Source organism: Cupriavidus sp. CER-90 (assembly GCF_057652055.1).
Window position 1 is genome coordinate 3,165,465 of the sequence record NZ_JBYGYM010000002.1, and the last position, 26,264, is coordinate 3,191,728.

25 protein-coding genes are annotated in these 26,264 nt (G+C 67.0%); 15 read left to right on the forward strand and 10 right to left on the reverse strand.

Annotated features, from left to right (window positions below; all coding sequences use genetic code 11):
- Positions 1-248: 248 nt before the first annotated feature.
- Positions 249-2,504 carry a catalase/peroxidase HPI gene (gene katG / locus AC24R4_RS25020; protein ID WP_487523790.1) on the forward strand — a complete coding sequence of 752 codons (2,256 nt, stop codon included), beginning with the start codon at positions 249-251 and terminating at the stop codon, positions 2,502-2,504.
- A 72-nt stretch (positions 2,505-2,576) separates the two neighbouring features.
- Here katG and AC24R4_RS25025 read toward each other — a convergent pair whose 3' ends face one another.
- The 4 genes from AC24R4_RS25025 to AC24R4_RS25040 form a co-directional block, all read right to left on the reverse strand.
- Positions 2,577-3,275, reverse strand: coding sequence for a TetR/AcrR family transcriptional regulator (locus AC24R4_RS25025; protein WP_400396196.1), 699 nt, complete (start codon positions 3,273-3,275; stop codon positions 2,577-2,579).
- Between the two features lie 61 nt (positions 3,276-3,336).
- A complete protein-coding gene (locus AC24R4_RS25030) occupies positions 3,337-3,927 on the reverse strand; it encodes a septation protein IspZ (RefSeq protein ID WP_400396195.1) in 591 nt (196 codons plus the stop codon).
- Positions 3,924-5,390, reverse strand: a complete 1,467-nt coding sequence (locus tag AC24R4_RS25035) for a carotenoid oxygenase family protein (protein ID WP_487523791.1) — start codon at positions 5,388-5,390, stop codon at positions 3,924-3,926. The genes AC24R4_RS25030 and AC24R4_RS25035 overlap by 4 nt, the downstream gene beginning before the upstream one ends.
- A 146-nt stretch (positions 5,391-5,536) precedes the next feature.
- Complete coding sequence (locus tag AC24R4_RS25040) at positions 5,537-5,971, reverse strand: universal stress protein (protein WP_487523792.1); 435 nt, start codon at positions 5,969-5,971, stop codon at positions 5,537-5,539.
- 176 nt (positions 5,972-6,147) lie between these two features.
- Here AC24R4_RS25040 and AC24R4_RS25045 point away from each other — a divergent pair, with 176 nt between their 5' ends.
- Positions 6,148-6,723 (forward strand): N-acetyltransferase family protein, encoded by a 576-nt coding sequence (locus AC24R4_RS25045; RefSeq protein WP_487523793.1) that lies wholly within the window; start codon positions 6,148-6,150, stop codon positions 6,721-6,723.
- Positions 6,724-6,782: 59 nt separating this feature from the next.
- On the opposite strand, the gene AC24R4_RS25050 is transcribed toward AC24R4_RS25045, so the two are convergent.
- Positions 6,783-7,217, reverse strand: a complete 435-nt coding sequence (locus AC24R4_RS25050) for a nuclear transport factor 2 family protein (RefSeq protein ID WP_487523794.1) — start codon at positions 7,215-7,217, stop codon at positions 6,783-6,785.
- A 317-nt stretch (positions 7,218-7,534) separates the two neighbouring features.
- Positions 7,535-8,761 carry a class C beta-lactamase gene (ampC, locus tag AC24R4_RS25055; RefSeq protein WP_487523795.1) on the reverse strand — a complete coding sequence of 409 codons (1,227 nt, stop codon included), beginning with the start codon at positions 8,759-8,761 and terminating at the stop codon, positions 7,535-7,537.
- A gap of 188 nt (positions 8,762-8,949) precedes the next feature.
- Between ampC and AC24R4_RS25060 the strand changes: the two genes are divergently transcribed.
- Complete coding sequence (locus AC24R4_RS25060; protein ID WP_400396724.1) at positions 8,950-9,372, forward strand: VOC family protein; 423 nt, start codon at positions 8,950-8,952, stop codon at positions 9,370-9,372.
- A gap of 6 nt (positions 9,373-9,378) precedes the next feature.
- Here the strand turns inward: AC24R4_RS25060 and AC24R4_RS25065 are convergent, their stop codons facing one another.
- Positions 9,379-9,741, reverse strand: coding sequence for a glyoxalase superfamily protein (locus AC24R4_RS25065; RefSeq protein WP_487523796.1), 363 nt, complete (start codon positions 9,739-9,741; stop codon positions 9,379-9,381).
- A gap of 163 nt (positions 9,742-9,904) precedes the next feature.
- Here AC24R4_RS25065 and AC24R4_RS25070 point away from each other — a divergent pair, with 163 nt between their 5' ends.
- From AC24R4_RS25070 to AC24R4_RS25105, 8 genes are all read left to right on the forward strand, one after another.
- The gene (locus AC24R4_RS25070; RefSeq protein ID WP_487523797.1) at positions 9,905-11,068 is read left to right on the forward strand and encodes an ATP-binding protein; all 1,164 of its coding nucleotides are present in this window, start codon (positions 9,905-9,907) and stop codon (positions 11,066-11,068) included.
- A gap of 144 nt (positions 11,069-11,212) precedes the next feature.
- Positions 11,213-11,671 carry a carboxymuconolactone decarboxylase family protein gene (locus AC24R4_RS25075; protein ID WP_487523798.1) on the forward strand — a complete coding sequence of 153 codons (459 nt, stop codon included), beginning with the start codon at positions 11,213-11,215 and terminating at the stop codon, positions 11,669-11,671.
- A 134-nt stretch (positions 11,672-11,805) separates the two neighbouring features.
- On the forward strand, positions 11,806-12,501 hold the full coding sequence (locus tag AC24R4_RS25080) for a FadR/GntR family transcriptional regulator (protein ID WP_400394309.1): 696 nt from the start codon (positions 11,806-11,808) through the stop codon (positions 12,499-12,501).
- 28 nt (positions 12,502-12,529) lie between these two features.
- On the forward strand, positions 12,530-13,942 hold the full coding sequence (locus AC24R4_RS25085; protein ID WP_400394307.1) for an FAD-binding oxidoreductase: 1,413 nt from the start codon (positions 12,530-12,532) through the stop codon (positions 13,940-13,942).
- Positions 13,943-14,039: 97 nt separating this feature from the next.
- Entirely contained in the window at positions 14,040-15,248 is a 1,209-nt protein-coding gene (locus AC24R4_RS25090) for an efflux RND transporter periplasmic adaptor subunit (protein ID WP_400394306.1), read from the forward strand.
- Between the two features lie 3 nt (positions 15,249-15,251).
- Positions 15,252-15,980: an ABC transporter ATP-binding protein gene (locus tag AC24R4_RS25095; RefSeq protein ID WP_400394304.1), complete on the forward strand. Its 729-nt coding sequence runs from the start codon at positions 15,252-15,254 to the stop codon at positions 15,978-15,980.
- 11 nt (positions 15,981-15,991) lie between these two features.
- Positions 15,992-17,146, forward strand: coding sequence for an ABC transporter permease (locus AC24R4_RS25100; RefSeq protein ID WP_400394302.1), 1,155 nt, complete (start codon positions 15,992-15,994; stop codon positions 17,144-17,146).
- Positions 17,147-17,161: 15 nt separating this feature from the next.
- Positions 17,162-18,328 (forward strand): ABC transporter permease, encoded by a 1,167-nt coding sequence (locus AC24R4_RS25105; protein ID WP_400394300.1) that lies wholly within the window; start codon positions 17,162-17,164, stop codon positions 18,326-18,328.
- Positions 18,329-18,366: 38 nt separating this feature from the next.
- Here AC24R4_RS25105 and AC24R4_RS25110 read toward each other — a convergent pair whose 3' ends face one another.
- On the reverse strand, positions 18,367-19,311 hold the full coding sequence (locus AC24R4_RS25110; RefSeq protein WP_487523799.1) for a YihY/virulence factor BrkB family protein: 945 nt from the start codon (positions 19,309-19,311) through the stop codon (positions 18,367-18,369).
- 79 nt (positions 19,312-19,390) lie between these two features.
- Complete coding sequence (locus tag AC24R4_RS25115; protein ID WP_400396397.1) at positions 19,391-20,281, reverse strand: LysR family transcriptional regulator; 891 nt, start codon at positions 20,279-20,281, stop codon at positions 19,391-19,393.
- A 124-nt stretch (positions 20,282-20,405) separates the two neighbouring features.
- Here AC24R4_RS25115 and AC24R4_RS25120 point away from each other — a divergent pair, with 124 nt between their 5' ends.
- A complete protein-coding gene (locus tag AC24R4_RS25120; RefSeq protein WP_487523800.1) occupies positions 20,406-22,316 on the forward strand; it encodes an FUSC family protein in 1,911 nt (636 codons plus the stop codon).
- Between the two features lie 158 nt (positions 22,317-22,474).
- Entirely contained in the window at positions 22,475-22,777 is a 303-nt protein-coding gene (locus AC24R4_RS25125) for a hypothetical protein (RefSeq protein ID WP_487523801.1), read from the forward strand.
- Between the two features lie 86 nt (positions 22,778-22,863).
- On the opposite strand, the gene AC24R4_RS25130 is transcribed toward AC24R4_RS25125, so the two are convergent.
- Complete coding sequence (locus AC24R4_RS25130) at positions 22,864-23,445, reverse strand: J domain-containing protein (RefSeq protein WP_487523802.1); 582 nt, start codon at positions 23,443-23,445, stop codon at positions 22,864-22,866.
- Between the two features lie 410 nt (positions 23,446-23,855).
- Between AC24R4_RS25130 and gdhA the strand changes: the two genes are divergently transcribed.
- Positions 23,856-25,199 (forward strand): NADP-specific glutamate dehydrogenase, encoded by a 1,344-nt coding sequence (gene gdhA, locus AC24R4_RS25135; RefSeq protein ID WP_487523803.1) that lies wholly within the window; start codon positions 23,856-23,858, stop codon positions 25,197-25,199.
- A 200-nt stretch (positions 25,200-25,399) separates the two neighbouring features.
- The gene (locus tag AC24R4_RS25140) at positions 25,400-26,215 is read left to right on the forward strand and encodes a hypothetical protein (RefSeq protein WP_487523804.1); all 816 of its coding nucleotides are present in this window, start codon (positions 25,400-25,402) and stop codon (positions 26,213-26,215) included.
- The last annotated feature ends 49 nt before the right edge of the window (positions 26,216-26,264 follow it).

Below are 26,264 nucleotides of genomic sequence, written 5' to 3' on the forward strand. Positions count from 1 at the left end.
CCGCAGTGGTCTGGTGTACCGGAACTATAGGTCAGGCGCCGCCCCGAATGGTCGGTGCTAACCCGAATCGTCATGGCGCCACCCCATAGCAATGCCCTATCGCGCCGATTGCAAACCTCTCATGTTGTTGGCATGCGCTCTCGCCTATATTTCTCGTGCGACAGGGTCTGCCCAGGCAGAACCTCGTGGAAGTGTTGACGCGTGAAGACAGACAAGAACTACCGTTCGGATCCCCCAAAGGAGAGAGCATGTCTAACGAAAAGTGTCCCTTCAACCATGCCGCCGGCGGCGGGACCACCAATGCGGACTGGTGGCCGAAACAGCTGCGGCTCGACCTGCTGGCCCAGCATTCGGACAAGAGCAACCCGCTGGGCGAGGCATTCGACTACGCCGCGGCCTTCAAGAGTCTCGACTACGCCGCGCTGAAGCAGGACCTGGCCCACCTGATGACCGATTCGCAAGACTGGTGGCCTGCCGACTTTGGCCACTACGGTCCGCTGTTCATCCGCATGGCCTGGCACAGCGCCGGCACGTACCGCATCGGTGACGGCCGTGGGGGTGGCGGACGCGGCCAGCAACGGTTTGCGCCGCTCAACAGCTGGCCCGACAACGTCAGCCTGGACAAGGCCCGCCGGCTGCTATGGCCCGTCAAGCAGAAATACGGCCAGAAGATTTCCTGGGCCGACCTGATGATCCTGGCCGGCAACGTCGCACTGGAAACCATGGGCTTCAAGACCTTCGGCTTTGGCGCCGGCCGCGAAGACACCTGGGAACCGGACCAGGACGTCTACTGGGGCGATGAAAAGACCTGGCTCGGCGGCGATATCCGCTACGGCAAGGGCGCGGCTGGCAGGCAGGACGATGGCGGCGTGCTGGTGGCCGATGTGGAAAAACACGGCGAGGAAGTCAGCCGCACCGACCCGGGCCGCAATCTGGAAAATCCGCTCGGCGCGGTGCAGATGGGCCTGATCTACGTGAACCCGGAAGGCCCGGACGGCAATCCCGACCCCCTTGCCGCGGCCTACGACATCCGCGACACGTTCGGCCGCATGGCCATGGACGACGAGGAAACCGTGGCGCTGATTGCGGGCGGCCATACCTTCGGCAAGACGCACGGCGCGGGCCCGGCCAGCAACGTCGGGCCGGAACCCGAGGCGGCCGCGCTGGAACTCCAGGGGCTGGGCTGGCAGAACAAGTACGGCACCGGCAAGGGCGCGGACACCATCACCAGCGGTCTGGAAGTGACGTGGAGCAGCACGCCGACCCAATGGGGCCAGGGCTTCTGGGAAAACCTGTTCAATTTCGAGTACGAGTTGACCAAGAGCCCGGCCGGCGCCAACCAGTGGGTGGCCAAGGATGCACCCGAGACGGTGCCGCACGCGCACGATCCGTCGAGGAAGCTCAAGCCGACCATGTTGACCACCGACCTGTCGCTGCGCTTCGACCCGGTCTACGAGAAGATCTCGCGCCGCTTCAAGGACGATCCGAAGGCCTTTGCCGATGCCTTCGCCCGTGCCTGGTTCAAGCTGACCCACCGCGACATGGGCCCGGTGGCGCGCTACCTGGGCCCCGAAGTGCCCACCGAGGAACTGCTCTGGCAAGACCCGATCCCGAAGGTGGACCACCCGCTGGTGGACGACAAGGACATCGCCGCGCTCAAGCAGCAGGTGCTGGCGTCGGGGCTGTCGATTGCGGAGCTGGTCAAGACGGCGTGGGCGTCGGCCTCGACCTTCCGTGGCTCCGACAAGCGCGGCGGCGCCAACGGTGCCCGCATCCGCCTGGCCCCGCAGAAGGACTGGGCGATCAACGAGCCCGACCAGCTTGGCAAGGTACTGTCCAGGCTCGAAGCCATCCAGAAGGACTTCAACGGCGCGGCGTCGGGCGGCAAGAAGGTCTCGCTGGCTGACCTGATCGTCCTGGCGGGCAATGCGGCCATCGAGAAGGCAGCGGAAAAGGCCGGCAAGACGCTGACCGTGCCGTTCTCGCCGGGCCGTATGGATGCGTCGCAGGACCAGACCGACGTGAAGTCGATGAACGCCATGGAGCAGACCGCCGACGCGTTCCGCAACTACATCAACCCGCGCGTGCGCGTGCCGGCCGAGCACATGATGATCGACAAGGCACAGTTGCTGACGCTGACCGCGCCAGAGATGACGGTACTGATCGGCGGCCTGCGCGTGCTGAACGTCCATCATGGCAAGGATGCGCACGGGGTGCTGACGGACCGGCCCGAGACGCTGACCAACGACTTTTTCCGCAACCTGCTCGACATGAGTCTGGAGTGGACGCCGCTGTCGCGCGACGTGTTCGAGGGCGCCGATCGCAAGACCGGCGCGGTCAAGTGGACCGGCTCGCGGGTCGACCTGGTGTTCGGCTCGCACGCGCAGTTGCGGGCGCTGTCCGAGGTGTACGCCAGTGCCGACGGCGCCGACAGGTTCTACACGGACTTTGTCGCCGCCTGGGCCAAGGTGATGGACCTCGACCGCTTCGACCTGCGCCAGTGATGTCGCCCGGTGGCATGCGGGGCGCCGATCGGTATCGGCGCCCTTTTTCTTTGGCTTTTGGCGCCGGGGCGCTCAGGCGGTGCACGCCCTCAATGCCTGCAGGCAAAATTCCGCCACCACACCGGCCATCTGGTCGATGTCGAGCGGTTCGGCCGATACCGCCGATAGCGCCGACAGGCGCGCGTTGCTGGCGGTAGCCGTGGCCAGGCCGTGGGCGGCGATCCAGACGGCGAAGGCCAGTTGTTCTTCGGTCAGCTGGGCAGGCGCCTTGCCGTCCAGGCACGCGGCCACGGCCTCGCGCACGCGCGAGAACGAATCGCCGGCGGCCTGCGTCAGTTCCGGGTAGTCACTGCGGCGCGCGACGCCGGGGCCGAACATCAGGTGAAAGCGCGCCGGATAGGTGTGGGCGAATTCCGCATAGCCCACCAGCAGGCCGCGCAGGCGGTCGGCCGGGGTGGCATTGGGCAGCCGGGCGGCGCGTTCGCTCTTGAAATGCTTGAGTTCGCGGAACGCCTGCGCGGCAATGGCTGCCAGCAGGCCGTTGCGGTCCTGGAAGTGGTGCGATGGCGCGCCGGCCGACACGCCGGCAAGCCGGGCGGCGGTGCGCATGCTCATGGCGGCCACGCCTTCGGTATCGATCAGGTGCAGGCCCCAGGCGATCAGCGACGCGCGCAGATCGCCGTGGTGCCACTGCCCTTCCGGCTTGGTGGCCGCCCCCGTGGGCGTCTTGCGGGGCCGGGGCGCGCGGGCGGCCTTGGATGGCTGGGTCATGCCGGGTTGCTGCCTGGTGTCGCGGGGTTCCATGCTACCGCGGCCGTCGCGGATCTGGCGGTTACAGGGCCGCCTGGCTGTCCAGCGCGGCCGCGGCGTCGGCGGCCGGGGCCGGGCGCCGGCGCAGCGCGGCTTTCACCACGCCGTACTGCACGCAGAACAGCACGCCCTTGGACACCGCCGGATAGATCGCGATAAAGGCCGGCCACGACGCCGGGTGCCAGATCGCCACCGCTGCGTTCAGCGCGGCGGACACCAGCATCAGCACCGCCCAGGCGTAGCCGAAAAACGTCATCTCGGGCTGCACGCGCGGCGCGATGGCGGGCGGCACATAGCGGTTCATCCAGCCGCCGCGCAGCATGACCACGCCGATCACCAGGAACAGGATGCTCGGTTTGGCCATCACGAAGCGCGGATCGGACGTGACCCAGGTGGCGATCGACGACACCACGACCGACGCCAGGCTGATCCACTGCAGCACTGCCACGCGGCGCCGGTGGACGATTTCCCGGCCGACCACGGCCAGTGCCACGACCAGCCCCGCCAGCGTGGCGATGCGGACATCCACGTTCAGCGCCATCAGCACGGCAAACACCAGCACGCCCAGCGTGTCGAGCATGACGGGCCACGCCACCCGCAGGAGCCGGCTCATGTGCTGGCTCCTTCCACCCAGTTGCCGTGGAAGCCGAACGGCACGCGCTGCGGCAGTTCCACCGTGGCCACCGGCCCGGCCTCGATGTCCAGCGCATCGAGCACCAGCAGTTCACTGGTATTCGATGCGGCACGCCACACCACGGCCAACAGCCAGCCGTCGCCCTCGGCGCGGCCACGCGGCGCGAACACCGGCTCGGAGGTCGCGTCGCCGGGCGGCAGCCACAGCGTGGCCTGGGCGCCGGTCACGGCGTCGAGATGCACGATGCCCTGCCGTTCCCCCTCGTCCGATGGCCCCTGGCTCACGGCTTCCCCGGGCACCGACGCGGCGAACCAGCCATGCCGGTGCCGGCGACCGGCAAGCCGGTCGTCGATGCGCGGAAATTCGCCCGGGATGTCGCACAGGCGCTGGCTGGTGAAGGTGTCGCGGCCATCGGCCAGATCGAAGGTCCAGCGGGTCAGGTAGGCCAGCTGGCGCGACCGGTCGCCCGGCGACCCGTCCGGGCGCGGAAACAGGGGCGCCTCGTCGTAGACCATGACGTCGGCGTGTATCGTGTCGCCCGCTTCCCACGCATTCATCGCGTGGAACACATAGCACGGCGGGCCCTGGAACCAGCGCGGCACGCCGGACGGTGCATCGCGCCGCATGATGCCGATCATCGACGGCCGGTCTGCCTCGAACGCATACGGCGGCAGGCCTTTCTCCAGCCGCTCGCGGCTGCCTGTCAGCGGCAGGACCGGAAACAGCAGATGCCGCGTGGTCATCATGAAGTCGTGGACCATGCTGCAGTACGGCGTGTCGAACTTGAGATGGCGGGTCAGCCGCGCATCGGGGCCAATGGTGCCGGTGGTGATGGCGGCGGTCAGCGGGCCATCGGCGTTGTATCCGAAGAAGAACATTTCGCCGGTCAGCGGATCGATCTTCGGATGGGCCGTGAACGGGCCCTGCAGCGGGCCATAGTCGGCGTAGCCCAGCGTTTCGAGCGTGCCGGGCGTCATGCGCGTGGGCCGGTGCGCCTCTTCCAGTGCCAGCAGCCGCTGGCCGTGCCACACGATATGGGTGTTGGCCACGCCCCGGTCGTCGCCCGCCCATTCAGGCGCGTCGGGCAGCTTGCCGGCAAACGCGCGGAACAGCGCGCGGCCGGCCCGGTCTTCGTCGCGCCATTTCGGCGTGCGGACCCAGCGGTTGCGATAGCTCGCCGCGCCATCGGCCAGCGCAATGGCGTGGATCATGCCGTCCCCGCCGAACCAGTGCGTGGCCGCCGTCGGAAAACGCGGATTCGGACCATTCCGATACAAGGTGCCGGCCAGTTCCCGGGGCAGCTCGCCCCGCACCTTGAGCCCGGCGGCGTCGATTTCCCGGGTCACCGGCGCAAAGTTGCCCTTCGACCAGATGCCGTCCGGCGCTTGCTGGGCTGCCTTGCCATGCGCCTCTTCCTGCACGCGTTGCTGCGCTGTTTCCACGCTGTCTCCCCCGATCCGAACTGATCACTGTTCAGTTTGCGTATTCAAGGCGGCGTCCAGGGCGAAGTCAAGGACATCTGGCTTGGGGATTTCGCCAATACGGGTGGAAGGACTGCGGGGGTCGGGTCGATGCGCGGGTCGCGGTGCTATGCCGCGCCCGGGTCCGGCGAATTGATGACCACCGTCGGCACGGCCGACTGCGCCACCACCTTGGACACCACCGATCCGGTCAGGGCCGCCTTGAGCGGGCCGACGCCCTTGGCGCCCACCACCAGCAGGTCGGCACCGTGCTCGGCGGCAAAGCCCATGATCGACGCGACGGCGTCGCCGCGCAGCCAGTGCTCATGGACGCCATCGGCATGGTCATCCAGAATGCGGCGCGCGGCTTCGAACGCCTGGCGTGCCTGCTCGCGGTTTTCCTGCTCGAAGTCGACCGTGCCAAACCCGGTGCGCCCCAGCACCGGCGAGACATGCACCAGATGCACGATGCGCGGCGCGGCCAGCGCGGCGGTGGAGGCCACCCAGTGGGTGGCAGCGCGGCTGTGGGCAGACCCATCGATCGCCAGCACGACTACGGTCATCGGATGCTCCTTTGCAGAAGGGGTCGGACAGTCGCGAGCATACTGCAAGAACCGGCGGCCATGCGCCCACGCGGCCACGCCGGCGGGGGCCGGCGCCCTTGGCGGCTTCACGCCCGGTTGCCTACCATGACATCACCGTCCCTCCGTCCCTCCGTTCCATCCGCCCGGGCCCTGCCATGCCGACCGACGCCAATCCGACAACAGCCGCCCTGCCCCCACCGCCCCAACTGCCCCTGCACGCCAACCTGCGCAATGGCCAGCCGGTGGTGGTGCGCAAGATCCGCGAAGACGACAAGGCGGGCATTGTCGAAGCGTTCTCGCTGCTGTCCGACGATTCCCGCTACACACGCTTCATGGCCGCCATGCACGATCTGCCCGAGGCGCTGCTCGACGACGTGGTTCACCCGGTGCCCGGGCAAGACTGCACGCTGGCCGCCGTGGCGGGCACCGCCGAGAGCGGGCATCTGGTGGGCGGGGCGCGCTACGTGGCGCTGCCGGGCCGCGATGCGTGCGAGTTTGCCGTGACCGTGCTCGACGGCTGGCAATCCTCGGGCCTCGGCAGCCTGCTGATGCAGACGCTGATCGCACTGGCGCGGGCGGCCGGGTTCGGCACGATGGAGGGCTACGTGCTGTCGGCCAAACGCGGCATGCGGGGGCTGGCGCACCGGCTTGGCTTCGCGGATACGGTCTGCCCCGACGACGCCACGCTGCGCGTGGTCACGCTCGACCTCCGCGATCCGCCATCTTCCTGACCTACGGCGCGGCCTGGCGGAAGGTGGCGGGTTGAGGGCTCAGGGCCGAGGGCTGAAGACTACTCCGCGCCGGCCAGCACGGCCTTCTGGGCGGCCAGCCGGGCGCCCATGGCTTCGGCCAGCGCATGCAGGCCGGACATCGGCCGCACCATGACCTCGAACTCCTCGATCTTGCCGGCCTCGTCAAACCGCAGCATGTCGATGCCTTTCAGCGCCTTGCCATCGACCTCGGCACTGAATTCCAGCACGGCGCTCTTGCCATCGTCCGTGGCAAACATGCGGTGGTAGGTGAAGTTGTGGAAGACCGTGTTCACCGTCTTCAACACCAGCTTGATCGCAGCACGTCCCGGATATGGCGTATGCGCCACAGGCGAGCGAAATACGATGCGGTCCGACAGCAGCGGGTCCAGCTCTTCCATGGCATTGCGCGCCAGCAACGCGTGCCAGGCAGCCAGCGTCTGTTGCGCGGCGGGGGTCAGGCCTTGAACGTCCATGCAGGTCTCCTTGGGTGGCAAAGAAGGGAATTTATGCAACTGGTTGCATAGAAACGCATCGTAGCGTGTGGCCCGCCAAATTGCCAGCGCGATACCGCAATGCCCGGGGAAGCCATGCACAGCCTGCATTCCGGGCCCGAACACGGGGCCAAACTGCCAGAAATGCAAAATCAGACAAACGCCTACAGCTTGTGCATGTGCCTCACTCTAAGCTTCATCGCAGGACCTGACCCGTCCTGTTTAACCTCCCCCTGCAAGCCCGCCTGATTCGCGTCAGGCGGGTTCTTTTTTTGCTAGCGCCAGCGACGAGCCCTGCCTTAGCGGCCCGGCGGCGCCGACCCGATCCCAGCCGCTCCGGCTCCGTCCAGCGCCTGCAGGATCGCGTAGGCGGCCTGCACGCGCGCGGGGATCGGCAGATTGCGGTTGGCCAGCATTACCACGCCAATCCGCCGCCCCGGCACGAATGCCACATAGGCGCCAAAGCCATTGGTCGAGCCAGTCTTGTTGATCAGTGCGTCGGCCGGCGCCGGTTGCGGCGGATCGATGCGCTGCACGGCCTGGGCGTCCCGCACCATGCGGGCGTCGTTGCCGGCCTGCAGCACATCCAGCGATACCGGCCAGCCATAGCGTTCCCAGCCTAGCCCCTGCGTCATCCCGCCCACCCGGAAGTAGCCCGCATGGGTGGCGGCCAGCGCCTGGCGCAGGGCGGCGTCCGAGACAGCCTGCCCATCGATGTTCAGCTCCACGTAGCGGATCATGTCGGCGGCGGTGGTCTTGATGCCGTAGGCCTGCCCATCGAACACGCCGGCCGACGCGCGCACGGGCTTGTCGTCGCGGTAGCCCCATGCGTAGTGGACCCTCTGCGCGCGGGGCACCTGCACCCACGAATGGGTCAGGCCGAGCTTCGGAATCAGTTGCCGCGCCATCGCGCTGTCGAAGGAGGTGTCCAGCGCCTGGGCGGCCGCAAGGCCGAACAGGCCGAGGCTGACGTTCGAATAGCGCCGCTGCGTGCCCGGTGCGGCGTCGGGCTGCCAGCGGCGCAGCCATTCGATCATCTGCGGCATGGTGTTGACGGCGTCCGGCACCTGCAGCGGCAGCCCGCCCGCCGTGTAGGTGCCCAGTTCCAGCAGGCTGATACGGTCGAACGCGCTGCCGGCAAGCCTTGGCAGGTAGCGGGTGGCCTTGTCATCGAGCGAGAGCACGCCGCGCGCTTGCGCCCAGGCCGCCAGCGTGGCCGTAAAGGTCTTGCTGACCGATCCGATCTCGAAAAGCGTGTCGTCGGTAACGGGCCGGTTGCCCTGCCGCGAGGCCACGCCATAGTTGAAAATCCGGTGCTGTCCGCCGGCGGTAATCGCCACAGCCATGCCCGGCACCTGGTACTGGGCCATGACCGGCTGCACCGCGGCATCGACAGCCCGGTGGATGGCATCGGCATCGGCCGCCTGTGCCGCCTGTGCCGACCCGGCAATCGCCAGCGCGAACAGTCCGGCCCACAACGGAGGACGGATGGCAAGACAACGGAAAGCGCGGGCGGCTGGAGGCATGGGCGGACACAAGGGGGCTGGGGCGAGGACGCATTGTAGCCGTGGCGATGGCGCGCACCGATGGCCGGCGCCACCGCCGATGCAGGCTGGCGGCCCCGCTTCGCCCCCCCTTCGGCCAGGCGCGGCGTGGCCGGCAGATTCGGCCGATCGCGGCCTACAATCACGGGCGCCAATATCAAGGAGACCCCATGAAACCCCGTATCTCGGTGCTGACGCTGGGCGTGGCCGACCTCGAACGCGCGGTGGGCTTCTATCGCGATGGCCTTGGCCTGGCCACGCCGGGCATTGTCGGCAAGGAATTCGAACACGGCGCGGTGGCCTTTTTCGACTTGCAGGCCGGGCTGAAGCTGGCGCTCTGGGCCCGCGACAATCTGGCCTGGGATACCGGGCTGCCCCCCAGCGCGCCCTGCCCCACAGGCTTCTCGATCGGCCACAACGTGACCAGCAAGGGCGAGGTGGACCAGGTGATGGCGCAGGTGGCCCGCGCGGGCGGGACCCTCGTCAAGCCGGCCCAGGATACGTTCTATGGCGGCTACGCCGGCTACTTCCAGGACCCCGACGGCAATCTCTGGGAGGTCGTGTGGAATCCGTCGATCCTGCCGGCCGATTGATGCCCGCTACGCCGTCTGCTGGCAGAAGCAGAGCCGGTTGCCGAACGGGTCCTTGACCTGCAGCTGGCGGCCCCAACCGGCGTCTTCCACGCCGGGCCTGGCATAGCGGTACTGCCGCGCGGTCAGTTCCTGGTGGAGCGCATCCACGTCGTCGATCGGCACGAAGATGGCGGACCCCGGCGTGGCGTCGCCGTAGTGCTCGCTGAGATGCAGCCTCAGCCCGGACCGCGAGACCTGGGCATAGAGCGGGAAGTCGTCGCCAAACCGGTGCTCCCAGTCCAGCGTGAAGCCAAGGAAGTCGAGATAGAACTCTTTCGCCTTGTCGACCGAGAAGATGCGCAGGATCGGGATAGCGGGTGAAAGTTGCATGGGAGGTCCCCCAGATCTCGGCAAAATGCCATTCTGCCACCGGATGCAGCCCCGCAAATGGCTTTTTGTTCACTTAAAACGCGCAAATCCCGGCCCGAGGCTTTTACTTCGATTTATTCAAATCCTATAATTATCGACATCCAATAATTCAGGATAACCCGCCATGCGCTACGTATTCAACCGTCCAGAGCTTGCCCGCCAGATGGCGCGGCAGTTGCTGCATCCGAGCGTGCTGGACGAAGGGCTACGTTCCGGACTGTTCCTGTCGGGCCTGCGGCGCATCGGCAAGACCACGTTCCTGGTCAACGACCTGATACCGGCGCTGGAAGACCTGGGCGCCATCGTGATCTACGTCGATCTGTGGAGCGATACCCAGCGCAGCCCGGCCACCCTGATCCGCGACGCCATCCGCGAAAAGCTGTCCGAACTGGAATCGCTGCCCGCCGCCGCCGTGCGCAAGCTACGGCGGCTGGCCGGCGCCGATATCGGGGCGCTCGGCTTCAAGTTCGGGTTCAAGCTGGACACGCTGGGCGAGCCCGGCGGTGCCACGCTGGCCCAGGCGCTGAAAGAGGTGGTGGACCAGGGCCAAACCGACGTGGTGCTGATCGTCGATGAAGTGCAGCACGCCATCACGTCCGAGGAAGGCAACCAGATGCTGCTGGCGCTGAAAGCCGCCCGTGACGCCATCAATCCCCGGCCGAACACGTCCGGTCACTTCCTGTTCGTCGGCACGGGGTCGCACCGCGCGCTGGTCGGGGAGCTGACGGCGCGCCGCAACCAGGCGTTTACGGGCGCCACGTCGGTGGCCTATCCGGTGCTGGACAAGGAATACGTGGCCTACCTGCTGGAACGGCTGTCCGCCGAGGGCTTTACCGCCCAGCCTTCATTGGAGGTGGCCGTCAAGGCGTTCCAGACGCTGGGCAACCGGCCCGAGGAAATGATCAAGGCGCTGCGCCAGCTGCATTTCCACCTGCCGCCCGGCAGCGATCCCGACGAGCACCTGCCCGTGATTGCCAACACGCTGCGCTCGACCGCCGCCGATATCGAACTGATGAAGCTGGAACAACTGGGCGGCCTGGCCACGGCCATCTTCGACCGGATTGCCTCGGCCGACGGCGATGCGCGCGGGCTGTTCTCGGCCGATGCCGCCGCGGCCTACTCGAAGGCCATCGGCCGGGAGGTCAAGGTGGAAGAGGCGCAGCCGGTGGTCAATGAACTGATGGCCACCAACCTGATCATGCGCAAGGGCCACGGGCTGTATGGCATCACCGACCCGTTCGTGCAGGAGATGTGGCGCGAGCGCAAGGCCATCGAAGGCAAGCTCTGACCGCCGGCCGACGCGCCGGCACGAGAAAGATTTTCGGAAAACCTGTCACAACTGCGTTTTGCCGTTCGTCTTATGGACAAACGGATGCGAATGGCCGCGTCCGTCTTCCTGAATCCGACAAATTCTGACGAATTGGAGAAACGCATGTCTGCACGCCTCAACTTCTTCCCCCTTGCCCAGGCCAGCCAGAAGGCTTTGATCGCACTGTCGCAATCGTGCAAGAAAAGTTCGCTTGGCGAACGTCTGGTCGAAATGGTCCAGTTGCGCGTATCGCAACTGAACGGCTGCGGCCTCTGCATCGATATGCACTGGCGCGACCTGATCAAGCAAGGCGTTGACCCCCGCCACCTGAACGCCATCGCCGGCTGGCGCGAGGCGCCGTTCTTCGACGCCCGCGAGCGCGCCGCGCTGGGCTGGGCCGAGGCCATGAACGCCCTGCCCCATCGCGACGATACGGACGCCGCCTATCCGGCGCTGCGCGAACACTTCAGCGAGGAGGAAATCGCCCAGCTGTGCTATACCGTGGCCGCCATCCGCGCCTGGAACGTGATGAACCTGAGCCTGCGCAACCAGATTCCGCTGAACCCGCCGCCGGGGATGTAAATCCCGGAGGTTGTCTCTCGCTCTCCCGGTCTGCACATGCCCATGCGGGAGCGCGGAGAAAGACAACAGGACGCGACCGAATAAGGGTTAATACCTGGTTTTCATATAACCAGAAAAGCGTAAGGTGCTGGCCTATGCAGACACGGCCCATCACCCTGACCGAGCGCGTCATCCAGCAGTTGCGCGGCGAGATCGCCGACGGGACATTTCCCGTCGGGGCGCGGCTGCCCACGGGCAAGCAGCTATCGGAACGTTATGGCGTCAGCGCCGCCGTGATCCGCGAGGTCACCGAACACCTGCGTTCGCAAGGGATGATCGAGAGCCGCCAGGGGCTGGGCAGCACCGTGCGATCGCGTGTCAGCGACAGCGGATTCCGCCTGGCCGGCAGTGCCGACGCCACCGACCTGGCCGCGATTTTTGAGTTGCGGATCGACCTGGAAAGCGCGGCGGCGGCCATGGCCGCCCGGCATCGCACCGAGGCGGACGTGACGCGGATGGGCGCCCTGCTCCAGACCATCGCCGCGCATATCGACGATCCCGACCATGGCGTGGAACCGGACATCCAGTTCCATATCGCCATCGCCACCGCCACGCACAACCCGTATTACCTTCAATTGCTGCAGTACATGAACCTGCAGCTTCACCACGCCGTGCGCGCCGCCCGCGTCAACTCCAGCCGCCAGCCAGGCCTGCCGGGGCAGGTGCACGGCGAACACGTGGCGATCTTCGACGCCATCCGCGCGCGCGATGCCGAACTGGCCCGACAGCGCGCCACCGAACACCTGCGCAATGCCGCGGGCCGCCTGGGCCTGCCGCTGCGCCAATCGTAATTTCTCCATTTCGCTTCCATTGCCGATCATGTTCGATACCGCATTCGCCCAACGCCTGACCGAAGCCCTTGGCCCAGAGGTGGTTGCCACCGCGCCCGATGACGTGGCGCCCTGGCTGTCCGATTGGCGCGGCCTTTACAAGGGCCACGCACAGGCCGTGGTGCGGCCGCGCACGACCGAACAGGTGGCGCAGGCGGTGGCGCTGTGCCAGCAGTCGGGCGTGCCGGTGGTGCCGCGCGGTGGTAACACCGGCCTGTGCGGCGGCGCGGCGCCGGGCAACAGTCCCGCCAACGTGGTGATCAGCCTGGACCGCATGGACAAGATCCGCTCGATCGACACCATCGCCAACACCATGGTGGCCGAAGCGGGCTGCATCCTGGGCAACCTGCGCCGGGCCGCCGAGGAAAACGACCGCCTGTTCCCGCTCTCGCTGGCGGCCGAGGATTCGTGCCAGATCGGCGGCAACCTGGCCACCAACGCCGGCGGCGTCAACGTGGTGCGCTATGGCATGACGCGCGAACTGGTGCTGGGCGTGGAAGCGGTGCTGCCCAGCGGCGAGGTCTTTCACGGCCTGCGCACCTTGCGCAAGGACAACACCGGCTACGACCTCAAGCAGTTGCTGATTGGATCGGAGGGCACGCTCGGCATCATCACGGCCGCCGCGCTGCGTCTGTCGCCGCGCGCCGATTCGCGCGCCGTGGTGCTGGCCGCCGTGGAATCGTCGCAACAGGCGCTGGAACTGTATGCGCTGCTGTTCGCCCGCTGCGGCGCCCGGCTGCAGGCCTACGAGTTCTTCACCGGCGCCTGCCTGGACCTGGTGCTGACCCACGCCGAAAACGTCCAGGCGCCGTTCGCCGAGCGCCATCCGGCCTATGTGCTGCTGGAGATTGCCGATACGGCGTCCGAGGACGTGCTGAACGCGCTACTGGAGTCCGTCATTGGCGATGCGCTGGAACAGGGCCTGTGCCGGGATGCGGCCGTGTCCGCGTCGTTGGCCCAGCTGCAGGGCCTGTGGCGCCTGCGCGAGGAAATCTCCGAGGCGCAGCGCGCCGACGGCCTGCACCTGAAGCACGACGTATCGCTGCCGATCGAAAGCATCCCGGCCTTCATGGCGTCGATGGAAGCCCGCCTGCTGGCCCGGTATCCGGGCATCCGGCCGTTCATCTTTGGGCATTTCGGGGACGGCAACCTGCACTACAACCTGTCGCGCCCGCTTGGCGCGGACCCGAAATGGGCGCTTGGCGACGGCAAGGCCGTCAGCGACGAGGTGATGGAGGAAGTGGCACGCTACAACGGCAGCATCAGCGCCGAGCACGGTATCGGCCAGCTCAAGCGCGACGCATTCCTGGCCCTCAAAGATCCGCTGGAACTGCAGCTGATGCGCGCCATCAAGCAGGTGTTCGACCCCAGCGGCATCATGAATCCGGGCAAGCTGCTGTAACGGCGTCCGGTGGACGTTCTTTCAGGCGCTTTACCGCCTTGCACAATCGCTATACTGGGAGCCTTTTTCTGCATACCGCAACCAAACGGTTCCCAAATTGGCTGATCAAGACCTGAGCAAGCTGAAAATCGACCGCAGTGCCATGGCGCCCGCGCCACGCCGGCGCCGCCGCTGGGTGCGCTACGCGATCCTCGCGGCGATCCTGCTGGTGGTGATTGGCGTGGGCGCCCGGCTGGCGGGCCCGCAGCCCGTGGAAACCACCACGATCACGGCGGCCTACCCTTCCCAGAACTACACGCTGCTGAACGCCACGGGTTACGTCGTGCCCCAGCGCAAGGCCGCCGTGGCCTCCAAGGCCCAGGGCCGGCTGGAATGGCTGGGCGTGCTGGAAGGCTCGCGCGTCAAGAAAGACGAGATCATCGCCCGCGTGGAAAGCCGCGACGTGGCGGCTTCGGCCGCCCAGGCGCGCGCGCAGGTGCAGGTGGCCGAAGCCAACCTGCAGTTGCAGCAGGCCGAACTGCGCGATGCCGAGGTCAACCTGAAGCGGTCGGAGATGCTGCTGGAGCCGAAGGCCATCTCGAAGCAGCAGTACGACGCCGACCTGGCCCGCTACAACAAGGCGCGCGCCTCGATCAGCAATGCCCAGGCATCGATCACGTCGGCCAGGGCCAACGCCCGCGCGGCCGAGGTCTCGGTCGAGCAGACCGTGATCCGCGCCCCGTTCGACGGGGTGGTGCTGATCAAGCACGCCAACGTCGGCGACAACATCACGCCGTTCTCGGCCGCCGCCGACACCAAGGGCGCGATCGTGACCATCGCCGACATGGACACGCTCGAAGTGGAAGCCGACGTCGCAGAATCGAACATTGCAAAGATCACGGGGGAGCAGCCCTGCGAGATCCTGCTCGATGCGCTGCCCAACCTGCGCATGGCCGGGCGCGTGTCGCGCATCGTGCCGACCGTGGACCGGTCCAAGGCCACCGTGCTGGTCAAGATCCGCTTTGTCGACCGCGACCAGCGCGTGCTGCCCGACATGAGCGCCAAGATCGCCTTCCTGTCCAAACCGGTGCCGCCCGAGGACAGCAAGCCGCTGACCGCCGTGCAGCCATCGGCCGTGGTGGAGCGCGACGGCAAGGCCGTGGTGTTCGTGGTGGCCGACGGCAAGGTCAGACAGGTGCCGGTGACCCGGGGCGCCAAGATTGGCGAACTGCAGGCCGTCCAGGGCGTGAAGGCTGGCGAGACCGTGGTGCTGGCGCCGGCCGACAAGCTGGCGGACGGCGCCCGCGTCACCGTCACAAAGAAGTAAGCCATGGCCACGCCGCTCGCCCCTTCCGCCCCGGCCACTGCCGGCGTCCCGCTGGTGTCGATCCGCCACCTGGCCAAGTCGTACCAGCGTGGCGCGCAGACCGTGCCGGTGCTATCGGACATCTCGCTGGACATCGCGGCCGGCGACTTTATCGCGCTGATGGGCCCGTCCGGGTCCGGCAAGAGCACGTTGCTGAACCTGATTGCCGGCATCGACCGGCCCGACAGCGGCGAACTGCTGGTGGGCGGGGTCGATATTTCGGGGCTGCCCGAGGCCTCGCTGGCCGACTGGCGCGCCGCGCACGTGGGTTTCATCTTCCAGTTCTACAACCTCATGCCGGTACTGACCGCTTTCGAGAACGTGGAACTGCCGCTGATGCTGACGCGGCTGGGCCGCGCCGAGCGGCGCGAACGCGTGGAAATGGTGCTGGGCATGGTGGGCCTGGCCGACCGCATGGACCACTACCCCACCGAACTGTCTGGCGGGCAGCAGCAGCGCGTGGCCATCGCCCGGGCGCTGATTACCGATCCGACGCTGATCGTGGCCGACGAGCCCACGGGCGACCTGGATCGTAGTTCGGCCACCGATATCCTGGCCATGCTGCAGCGGCTCAATAGCGACCTGGGCAAGACCATCATCATGGTCACGCACGACGCCCATGCGGCCGAGGCCGCCCGGTCGCTGGTCCATCTGGAAAAAGGCGAACTGCTCCAGAGCGAGCGGCGCGCCTGAGGCATCGGCCCATGTTCCTGCCCAAGCTGATCGCCCGCAACGCCATGCGCCACAAGCTGCGCACGGCGCTGACCGTGCTGGGCCTGGTGATCGCGGTGCTGGCCTACGGCCTGCTGCAGACCGTGGTCGATGCCTGGTATGCGGGGGCGTCGGCGGCCTCCAACGCACGGCTGGTGACCCGCAACGCCATCTCGCTGACGTTTGCGCTGCCCCTCAACTACGAGTACCGGATCAAGGGCGTCGATGGCGTGACCCAGGTCGCGCGCTCGAACTGGTTCGGCGGGGTCTACCGCGACCCCAAGAACTTCTTTGCCCAGTTTGCCGTCTCGGACAACTACCTGGACCTGTACCCCGAGTTCATCGTCCCGCCCGCACAGCGCGCCGACTACCAGCGCGACCGCCGCGGGGCGCTGGTGGGCCGGCAGCTGGCCGACCTGTACGGCTTCAAGATTGGCGACGTCATCCCGATCAAGGGCACGATCTACGCCGGCACGTGGGATTTCGTCGTGCGCGGCATCATGGACGGCCGCGACGACAGCACGATCACGCGCCAGATGGTGTTCCACTGGGACTACCTGAACGAAACCGTGCGCAAGAAAAACCCCAGGCAGGCCGACCAGGTGGGCGTCTTTATCCTGGGCGTCGATAACCCGGACAATGCCGCCGCGATCTCGCGCAACGTCGACAACGTGTTCAGGAATTCGCTGGCCGAGACGCTGACCGAGACCGAGCAGGCCTTCCAGCTTGGCTTTGTGGCGATGTCGAACCAGATCATCGCGGCGATCCGCGTGGTGTCCTACGTGGTGATCGTCATCGTGATGGCCGTGATGGCCAATGCCATGGCCATGAGCGCACGCGAGCGCATCACCGAGTACGCCACGCTGAAGGCGCTGGGCTTCGGGCCGGGCTTTCTGTCGCTGCTGGTTTTTGGCGAATCGATGATCATCAGCGCGTTTGGCGGGGCGCTGGGGATGCTATTGACGCCGCCCGCGGCCCGCTTCTTCAAGCAGGCGGTGGGCGGGGTGTTCCCGGTTTTCACCGTGTCGCACGAGACCATGGCGATGCAGGCCGGCTGCGCGCTGGTGGTGGGGGTGGCCGCCGCCATCGTGCCGGCGGTGCAGGCGGCGCGGGTGCGCATTGTCGAGGGCCTGCGGGCCATCGGCTGACGGGATAGCGCGCCGATGGTCATCCCGCTCCATTACATCGCCCGCAATGTCTGGGCCCGGCGCCTGACCACGGCGCTGACGGCCGGCGGCCTGGCGCTGGTGGTCTTTGTATTCGCGACGATGCTGATGCTCGATGCCGGACTCAAGCAGACGCTGGTGACCACGGGCGAGCGCGACAACGTGGTGGTGATCCGCAAGGGCGCCGAGACCGAGATCCAGAGCGCGATCACGCGCGACCAGGCCGCCGCGCTGGAGATGTATCCGTCCATCGCCATGACGCCCGAAGGCCGCCCGATGGCCTCGCGCGAAGCCGTGGTGCTGATTTCGCTGACCAAGACCGGCTACACCACGCCGTCGAACGTGGTGATCCGGGGCGTCTCGCCGCTGGGCGTGCCGCTGCGGCCGCAGGTGCGGCTGACCGAGGGGCGCGTGTTCAAGCCGGGGTCGTCAGAGATCATCGTCGGCAGCAGCATCGCCAAGGGCTACGGCAACGTGCGCATTGGCGATCACTTGCGCTTTGCCCAGCGCGACTGGACCGTGGTGGGACATTTCGATGCCGGCGGCAGCGGTTTCGATTCCGAGATCTGGGGCGATGTGGACCAGCTCATGCAGTCGTTCCGCCGCGCCAGCTATTCGTCGATGGTGCTGCGGCTGGCCAACACCGACGCCTTCGACAAGTTCCGCGCCGACATCGACGTCGACCCGCGCCTGGCCAACGAGGCCAAGCGCGAGCAGCAGTTCTACAGCGACCAGTCCAAGGCGCTGTCGGCGTTCATCAATATCCTGGGGCTCACGCTGACGACCATCTTCTCGGTGGCGGCCATGATCGGCGCCATGATCACGATGTACGCATCGGTGGCCAACCGCGTGGGCGAGATCGGCACGCTGCGCGCGCTGGGCTTCCAGCGCGCCAACGTGCTGATGGCCTTCCTGATCGAGGCGGTGCTGCTGGGGCTGGTGGGCGGCATCGCCGGGCTGCTCTGCGCGTCGCTGATGCAGTTCGCATCGTTTTCCACCACCAACTTCCAGACCTTTGCCGACCTGTCGTTCCGCTTTGTGCTGACGCCGGCCATCATTGTCAAGACGCTGCTGTTCTCGATGGCGATGGGCCTGATTGGCGGATTCCTGCCGGCGCTGCGGGCGTCGCGGCTCAATATCGTGGATGCGCTGCGGGCCCGGTAAGCCGCGCGGCCAACCAGAAAGCCCCCTTCCGAAGCGATTCAGGGCGGCGCCTCGCCGTGCCGCCTGGGGGCCTGACGCTCGCGCGACTCGGGTTGGGCGCGCAGCGACCCGAAGCGGTTGGCATAGAGCCACGTGAATTCCGCCCCCAGCAGGAAGATTTGCGCGGAGTAGTACACCCAGACCAGCACCACCACCAGCGACCCGGCCGCGCCGTAGCCGGTGGCCACGCCCGTCTTGCCGATATACAGGCCGATCAGCAGCTTGCCCACCGTGAACAGCACCGACGTGACGACGGCACCCAGCCAGACATCGGGCCATTTCACGGCCGCGTGCGGCATGATCTTGTAGATCATCGCGAAGACCACGGTCACCAGCACAAAACTCAGGCTCATGTCGAGCAGGTGCCCCAGCAGCTCGCCCTCGCCCAGCATCGGCGTCCAGTACCGGCCGATGGCCGCCAGCGCCGCGCTGGCCACCAGCGAGACGATCAGCAGAAAGCCGATGCCCAGGATCATGCCGAACGACAGCACCCGCGCGCGCAGCAGTTCCCAGATGCCCGAAGGCTTCTTGCGCTCGGGCACGCGCCAGATACGGTCCAGGGCATCCTGCAGTTCGGCAAAGACCGTGGTGGCGCCGACCAACAGCGTGACGGTACTGAGGACCGCCGTGAGCGATCCCTTGGCGGGCGAACTGAGCGAGATCAGCATGCTCTCGATGGCCTTGGCGCCCTCCACGCCCACCAGGCCGCCAATCTGCTCGACCACCGCGCCGCGCGCCGCCTCGTCGCCATATACCAGCCCGGCGATGGCAATCACGATCAGCAGCAGCGGCGCCACGGAAAAGACCGTGTAGTACGCGAGCGCCGCGCCCATGCTGGGCGCATAGTCGTCCAGCCATGCCGAGACGGTATCGCGCAGCAATCGCGCGAAGCTCCGGACCGATCGTCTTTCCGCCACCCTCTGCTGCATCGTCAGGACTCCCATGCGGCTCCTGACTGAAGCCTAGAGGCTGGGCGGCACGCCAGGTATCGGTCGGGGTCTGACAGAAACCGCCGCCAGCGGCCTACCCCATCACCTCCTCGCAGACCTGCAGCCACGCCCGGGCCGCGTGCGACAGGTAGCGCCCCGGCGACCAGATATGGGCCAGGGCCCAGTCCATGGTGGGTTCGGTCAGGCGGGCCACGGCGAGTTTGTCGCGGGTCTCCAGCCGCTTGAGCAGCGGCTCGGGCAGGAAGGTCGTGCCCAGGCCGGCGGCGGCCATCGATGCCAGGAAGTCCCAGTGGCCGCTTTGCGCCACCACTTGCGGCGCGATCCGGGCTTCCAGAAACGCCTGCCGCAGCTTGCGCGTCAGCGAGAACTCGTCGGTCAGCATCACCAGCGGTTCGTCGCGCAGCGCCTCCAGCGTCACCGTCCGGCTGCTGGCCCAGGCGGCGCGATGCGGGCCGACCGCCCAAATTGGATATTTTGCGAACTGGCGCGTCTCCAGCGCCAGGCCGGTATCGCCGGGCAGGACCGTGGCGCCCACTTCAAGTTCACCATTCGCCACTTGCTGTTCGACAATCTGGCCCCCGTGCTCGGACAGGGTCAGTTGCAGGTTGGGATACCGCTTGCGAAACGCACTGACGGCTGGCGAGAAGAACAGGTTGACCATCGGCGGGATGCCCACGGTCAGCTGACCGCGCCCCAGTGATGACAGATCCGCCACTTCGAGCGTGAGCCGATGCACCACCCCCAGCGCCTCCTGGCCCCGGTCGTACACCACCCGGCCGACGTCGGTCAGCCGCACCGACTTGCCTTCCCGAATCAGCAGCGGCTGGCCAACCTCGTCCTCCAGTTGCTTGACCATCTTGCTGATGGTGGATTGCGTGACGTAGAGCGACGATGCCGCCTGGGTGAAGCTTCTCAGGCGCGCGGTCTCCACGAAATAACGCAGCGCGCGGATGTCGATGGGCATGTCAGGCCTTTCATGAATATTCCGACTGAAGCCGCGAATTTTAAATCATGGATGGAATCCTTGCGAGCCGACTACACTGCCGGTCCTACGCCCCCAATTGCCGGCCCCCCGGCGCATCCCCATCATGGCTAGCTGGCCGCATGCCCGACAGTGGCTGTTTTCGCTGAAGGCATTCGCTGCCGCGATGCTGGCGCTCTACATCGCCCTGTCGTTCGGCCTGCCCCGCCCGTACTGGGCCATGGCCACGGTCTATTTCGTCTCGAACCCGCTCACGGGCGCCACGCGCTCCAAGGCCGCCTATCGCGTGGCCGGCACGATACTCGGCGCGATGGCGGCCGTGATCACCGTGCCGCAACTGGTGAGCATGCCGATCGTGCTGATGGGCGCCATCGCGCTATGGATCATGGTGCTGGTCTACCTGTCGCTGCTGCAGCGCACGCCGCGCAGCTATGTGTTCCTGCTGGCGGCCTATACCTTGCCGATCGTCGCGCTGCCGGCCGTCATGCAGCCGGCCGACATCTTCGATATCGCCGTGGCGCGCATCGAGGAGATCGTGATCGGCATCGTTTGCGCGAGCCTGGTCGGCGCCATCGTGTTTCCGGCCAAGGTGGCGCCCGCGCTGCGCGAACGGGCGCGCATCTGGCTGGACGATGCCGCCGCCTGGGCCAGCGATATCGTGGCCGCCAACCCGCGCGCCGCCGCCAGCCGGCACCGCCTGGCGGCCGATATGCTGGCGCTGGACCAGCTGATCGTCCATCTGTCGTTCGATATCGAGAGCCGGCAGGCCGTGGATCACGCACGCGCGCTGCGCGGCCGTATGTCGCGGCTGATGCCGGTATTGTCCAGCCTGGAAAGCGTGCTGCAGGCGCTGCGCGAAACGCCGGATGCCCGGGCGCCCCGGCTGCCGCGCGCGGCGCTGGAGCAGGCGGCCGCCCTGCTGCATACCCGCCACGCGGTGCTGATGCGCGTCTGCGCCGACCTGCGGCAGCGCATCGTGGACCGGCCCGACACGCCGCCGGGCCATTCATCGGGCACCGGTACGGCCGGCGGAGACGCCGCGCGCGAACCCGAACCCGAAGGCGACACGCTCCACCACGACCACGCCATGCTGGTCTTCGGCGCGGTATCGGCCGGGCTGGCCGTGTTCTGCGCCGGCCTGCTGTGGATCTTCTCCGGCTGGGAAGATGGCGGCGGGCCGGTGGCGGTGTCGGCCATTGCCTGCTGCTTTTTCGCCACCATCGACGAGCCGCGCCCCGTGGCGCGATCGTTCCTCCGCTGGGCCGCGATCTGCCTGCTGATCTCGTCGTTCTACCTGTTCCTGGTGGTGCCGCATGCGCAGACGTTCGAGACACTGGCCGGCATGCTGTCGGTGCCGTACCTGGGCATTGGGCTGCTGATCCAGCGCCCCGGCTTCAACCTGATCGCCATGCTGCTGTCGGTCAATACCGCATCGTTTGCCAACGTGCAGGCCGTCTATGACGCCAACTTCATCGGCCTGTTCAATACCAACCTGGCCAATGCCGGCGCGATGCTGTTCGCGCCGCTGTGGGCCATGCTCGCGCGGCCGTTCGGTGCGCACGTGGCGGCGCAGCGGCTGATCCGCGCAAGCTGGCAGGATCTGGCGCGGGCGGCCACGTGGCGCGGCGCCGATGCCCACACGCGCGTGGGCGCGCGGATGCTGGACCGTCTGGGGCAACTGATGCCACGGCTCGGCGCGGGCGGTGGCCGCCTGGCTTCGGATGGCTTTACCGAACTGCAGATCGGCTACTGCACGGTGACGCTGCAGCGCGCGCTGCCGTCGCTGCCCGGCGCGGCCCGCAAGCCGGTGCGTCGCGTGCTGGGTATCGTGGCGCGCCATTTCCGCGCGCAGATCCGGTCCGGCCACGGCGTTGCCGTGCCAACTACCCTGCATCCGTGGATCGAAGCGTCGCTCGGGCCGCTGGCCGCGCTGCACGATCGCGCCCTGGCCGCCGACGTTCAGTGCGCGCTCGTGGTGCTTGGCGTCACGTTGCGCACACATGAAAAAACCGACTGATTCATGATTTTTTAAATCATCACAGGAATGCACGGGGCGACCTACACTTCGTCCCGTGCCGCACCACTCCGATGCGACATCGCTCACAAGGCGTTCCGGACGGCGCGTCCTCCCCACCCCCGCCGCCGCACCGTCCCCCAATCAGTTGAAGACAAGAGATGCACAACAACACGATCAAATCCCTGCTTGCCACCACGATGCTCTGCGCCTGCACGCTGGCTGCCGCGCAATCGGGCCACGGCATGCAAGACCGCGGCGTCGATGCCGACCGCTACGGCTACACGATGCACAACGGCCCCCGCGACGTCTTTACCGAAGGCGCCAATGTCCTGAAAAAGCGCGATGTCTACAGCCAGGGTGCCTATGGCACGCGCAAGCCCGACCCGTACACCGACGGCGCCCGCACCCTCGCCGGACTCGACCGCACCGGCGTGTCGGCGCCGCCGGCCCACAGCGTCTGATCGGCCTGCGCCCTGCTTCTTTTCTGTTTTGTTCTCAGCGAGATGAGACTTTGTACCGCGTCCTTCGGGACGCGGTTTTTTTATGTTCAGCGGAACCTGAACAGGCCTTCCCAGAACGATTCGAAGGCGCTCGCGGGCTTGTGCGCCCGGGCGGTATCGGCCGACGGTTGCGGGGTGGACTCGGTGGCCGGGGTGTCGTCGGGCTCGACGGCCGCCTTGCGCGACTCGTGCAGGGCCCAGACGCTGTCGGCGATGCGGCCGGCGAGGTCCGGCTCGCAGTCCCGGCCCAGCAGCACGCCAAACAGCACGTCGCGGCCGTGGCCGTCGTCGGCAAAGCGCATGGCGATGGCGACCATCTTCTCGTAGTGTTCCTGCGCGATGCGCCTGGCGGCTTCCTGGGCTTCTTGCTCCTGGGCCGCCTGCTCGGCGTGCTCGGCCTCCCAGCGGCGCATTTCCCGTTCGAAGACCTCGTCGTAGACCTGCCGCTGCTCGGCATCGGACAGGATCGAATAGGCGTCGCGAATCTGCTGGAACGCGGCATGGGCTTCCGCCTCGCGACCCGGATTGCGGTCCGGATGCCACTTCATGGCGGCGCGGCGATAGGCGCGCTTGATCTCTTCGAGGGTGGCGTCGGACTCGACGCCAAGCGTCGCGTAGAGCGTAGTCATGGGGATGGGGCGGGTATGGAGCGGGGTATGGCGGCGGCGGCAAACGCGGTCATGCTAGCACGGCGTCGGAACGCGAATTTTCGCCAGCGTTCGCCTGTGTCGGACCGTCCACTTTTCGGCGCCGGCAACGGCCGCCAGCGTCTATCGACATGACGGCGGCATCATGTTCCAGATGAATTCCGCCCCATTCTGGTGCTAAGCTTCGTGCCTGTTCGAGACATCCAGCCATAAGCCTCAATGTTCGGACATTGACGGCATCTGTCGATCCCCGCGCCCTTCCGGCCGGGTTTCCCACCAGGACGCTTGCCACGGCGCCAACCCGACGCGCCATTCCAGGACGGCCCGGCTTTCCCGCCACTGCGGCCAGGATGCCGGCGCCACAACAGCCCAGAAGACAAGACTGAGACATCGTGACTTTCCAATCCATCGATTCCTTCCTGGCCGGCGTTGCCCGGCGTGACCCCAACCAGCCGGAGTTCTTCCAGGCCGTGAAGGAGGTCATGATGACCTTGTGGCCGTTCGTCGAGCGCAACACGCGCTACCGCGATCAGGCGCTGCTGGAGCGATTGGTGGAGCCCGAGCGTGTGATCCAGTTTCGCGTGGCTTGGACCGACGACCGCAATCAGGTACAGGTGAATCGGGCGTTCCGGGTTCAGCACAGCTCGGCGATCGGCCCGTACAAGGGCGGCATGCGTTTCCACCCGACCGTGAACCTGTCGGTGCTGAAGTTCCTGGGCTTCGAACAGACCTTCAAGAACGCGCTGACCACGCTGCCCATGGGCGGCGGCAAGGGCGGCTCGGACTTCGACCCCAAGGGCAAGTCCGACGCCGAAGTGATGCGCTTCTGCCAGGCGCTGATCGCGGAATTGCACCGCCACCTGGGGCCCGATACCGACGTCCCGGCCGGAGACATCGGCGTTGGCGCGCGCGAAGTCGGCTTTATGGCCGGCATGATGAAAAAGCTGTCGAACCAGTCCGCCTGCGTCTTCACGGGCAAGGGCCTGGCCTTTGGCGGCAGCCTGATGCGCCCCGAAGCCACTGGCTACGGCACCGTGTACTTCGCGCAGGAAATGCTGCATCGGCGTGGCCGCGACTTCAACGGCCTGCGCGTGCTGCTGTCCGGTTCGGGCAACGTGGCGCAGTATGCGGCCGAGAAGGCCATCGAACTGGGCGCCAAGGTGCTGACGGTGTCGGACTCCGGCGGCGTGCTGCACTTTCCGCAAGGCATGGACAGCGAACAGCTTGCGGCGCTGATGACGTTCAAGAACGAGACACGCGGCCGCCTGGCCGACTTCGCCGCGCAGCACGACCTGCGCTTCGAGGCCGGCAAGACGCCGTGGCATGTGCCTGCCGACGTGGCGCTGCCGTGCGCCACCCAGAACGAACTGGACGGCCACGACGCCGAACGGCTGCTGTCGAACGGCGTATTTTGCGTGGCCGAGGGCGCCAACATGCCATCGACACTCGACGCCGTGGACCGCTTCGTGGCCGCGCGCATCCTGTACGCCCCGGGCAAGGCCAGCAATGCCGGCGGCGTGGCCACGTCGGGCCTGGAAATGTCGCAGAATGCCATGCGCATGGCCTGGCATCACGCCGACATCGACGAAAAGCTGCACGCGATCATGAAAGACATCCACGGCAACTGCATCCACTACGGCCAGAAAGACGATGGCTACATCCATTACGTGGAAGGCGCCAACATCGCCGGCTTCGTCAAGGTGGCCGACGCCATGCTGGCGCAGGGCGTGATTTGACGGGCAAGCCGGCGGCCGGGCGCGGATCGGCCCGTTGGCTACACAACACTGAACAAATTGCGACGAGGATGGCCTCGTCGCTTTTTTTTTTCGCACCGTGACATGGCGCAACAAGTACTCCCCTCTTTCTTGGGGTCTGGATTCGATCCTGCACGGCCGTTAACCGACCGGTATCTATCCCACCATAAGGAGAGAGCTTCATGGGTCGTCGTTATCTGGTCGCGCTGGTACTGGGCGCGAGTGTTCTGGCAGGCTGCGCCACGGTGCAAAAGCCGATTCCCGCCACGCGCGCCTTGTTCGACAACAAGGCGCGCGTGGTGGCCGTCGCCATCGAGAAAATGCCCGAGCCGGGTCAGGTCATGCTGGGCAACCAGGGCTTGCTGGACATCGCGATCAACCGCGCCAACGCCAAGGCCATCGTCGATCGCCTGCAGAAGCAGGACTTCACGATGGTGAGCGGCCTGCCGGAAGCGTTCCGCAAGGGCCTGGAATCGCGCCAGATCCCGGTTGTCATGATCGCGGAGCCGATCGATACGGCAACCATCCCGAAATTTACCGAAGGGTCCGGCGAGGGCATGGCCCTGCGCGACTATCGCCCGCTGGCGAAAAAATACAAGGCCGACAAGCTGCTGCTCGTGACGGCGCGCTCGCTGGGCACCGTCCGGTCCTACTACGCCTTCATGCCGCAGGGCGCGCCGGAGGGCTACGTCGCCTTGACCGGACAGCTGATCGACCTGTCGACCAATCGTCTCGAATGGTATGAGCGCGTGGAAACCTATGCGAGTGCCAAGGGCGACTGGGACCAGGCCCCCGAGTACGACAACCTGATGCGCGCGGTGGATGAAAGCACGCGCGCGGCGGCGGCCAAGCTGCGCGGCGCGTTCTTCATGGAACGGATCACCCCGACAGCCCCCGTGGCGCCGGCCGCCCCGGTCGCAACGGCCGCGCCCGCCGCCCCCACGGCGTCCGCCGTGCCGCCGGTGGCCGGTTCGGCGGCCAACGCTGCGGCCCAGTAACACCGCCCAGCGCGGGGCGAAGGCAGGTCAGCCTGCCCCGTCCCGCCAG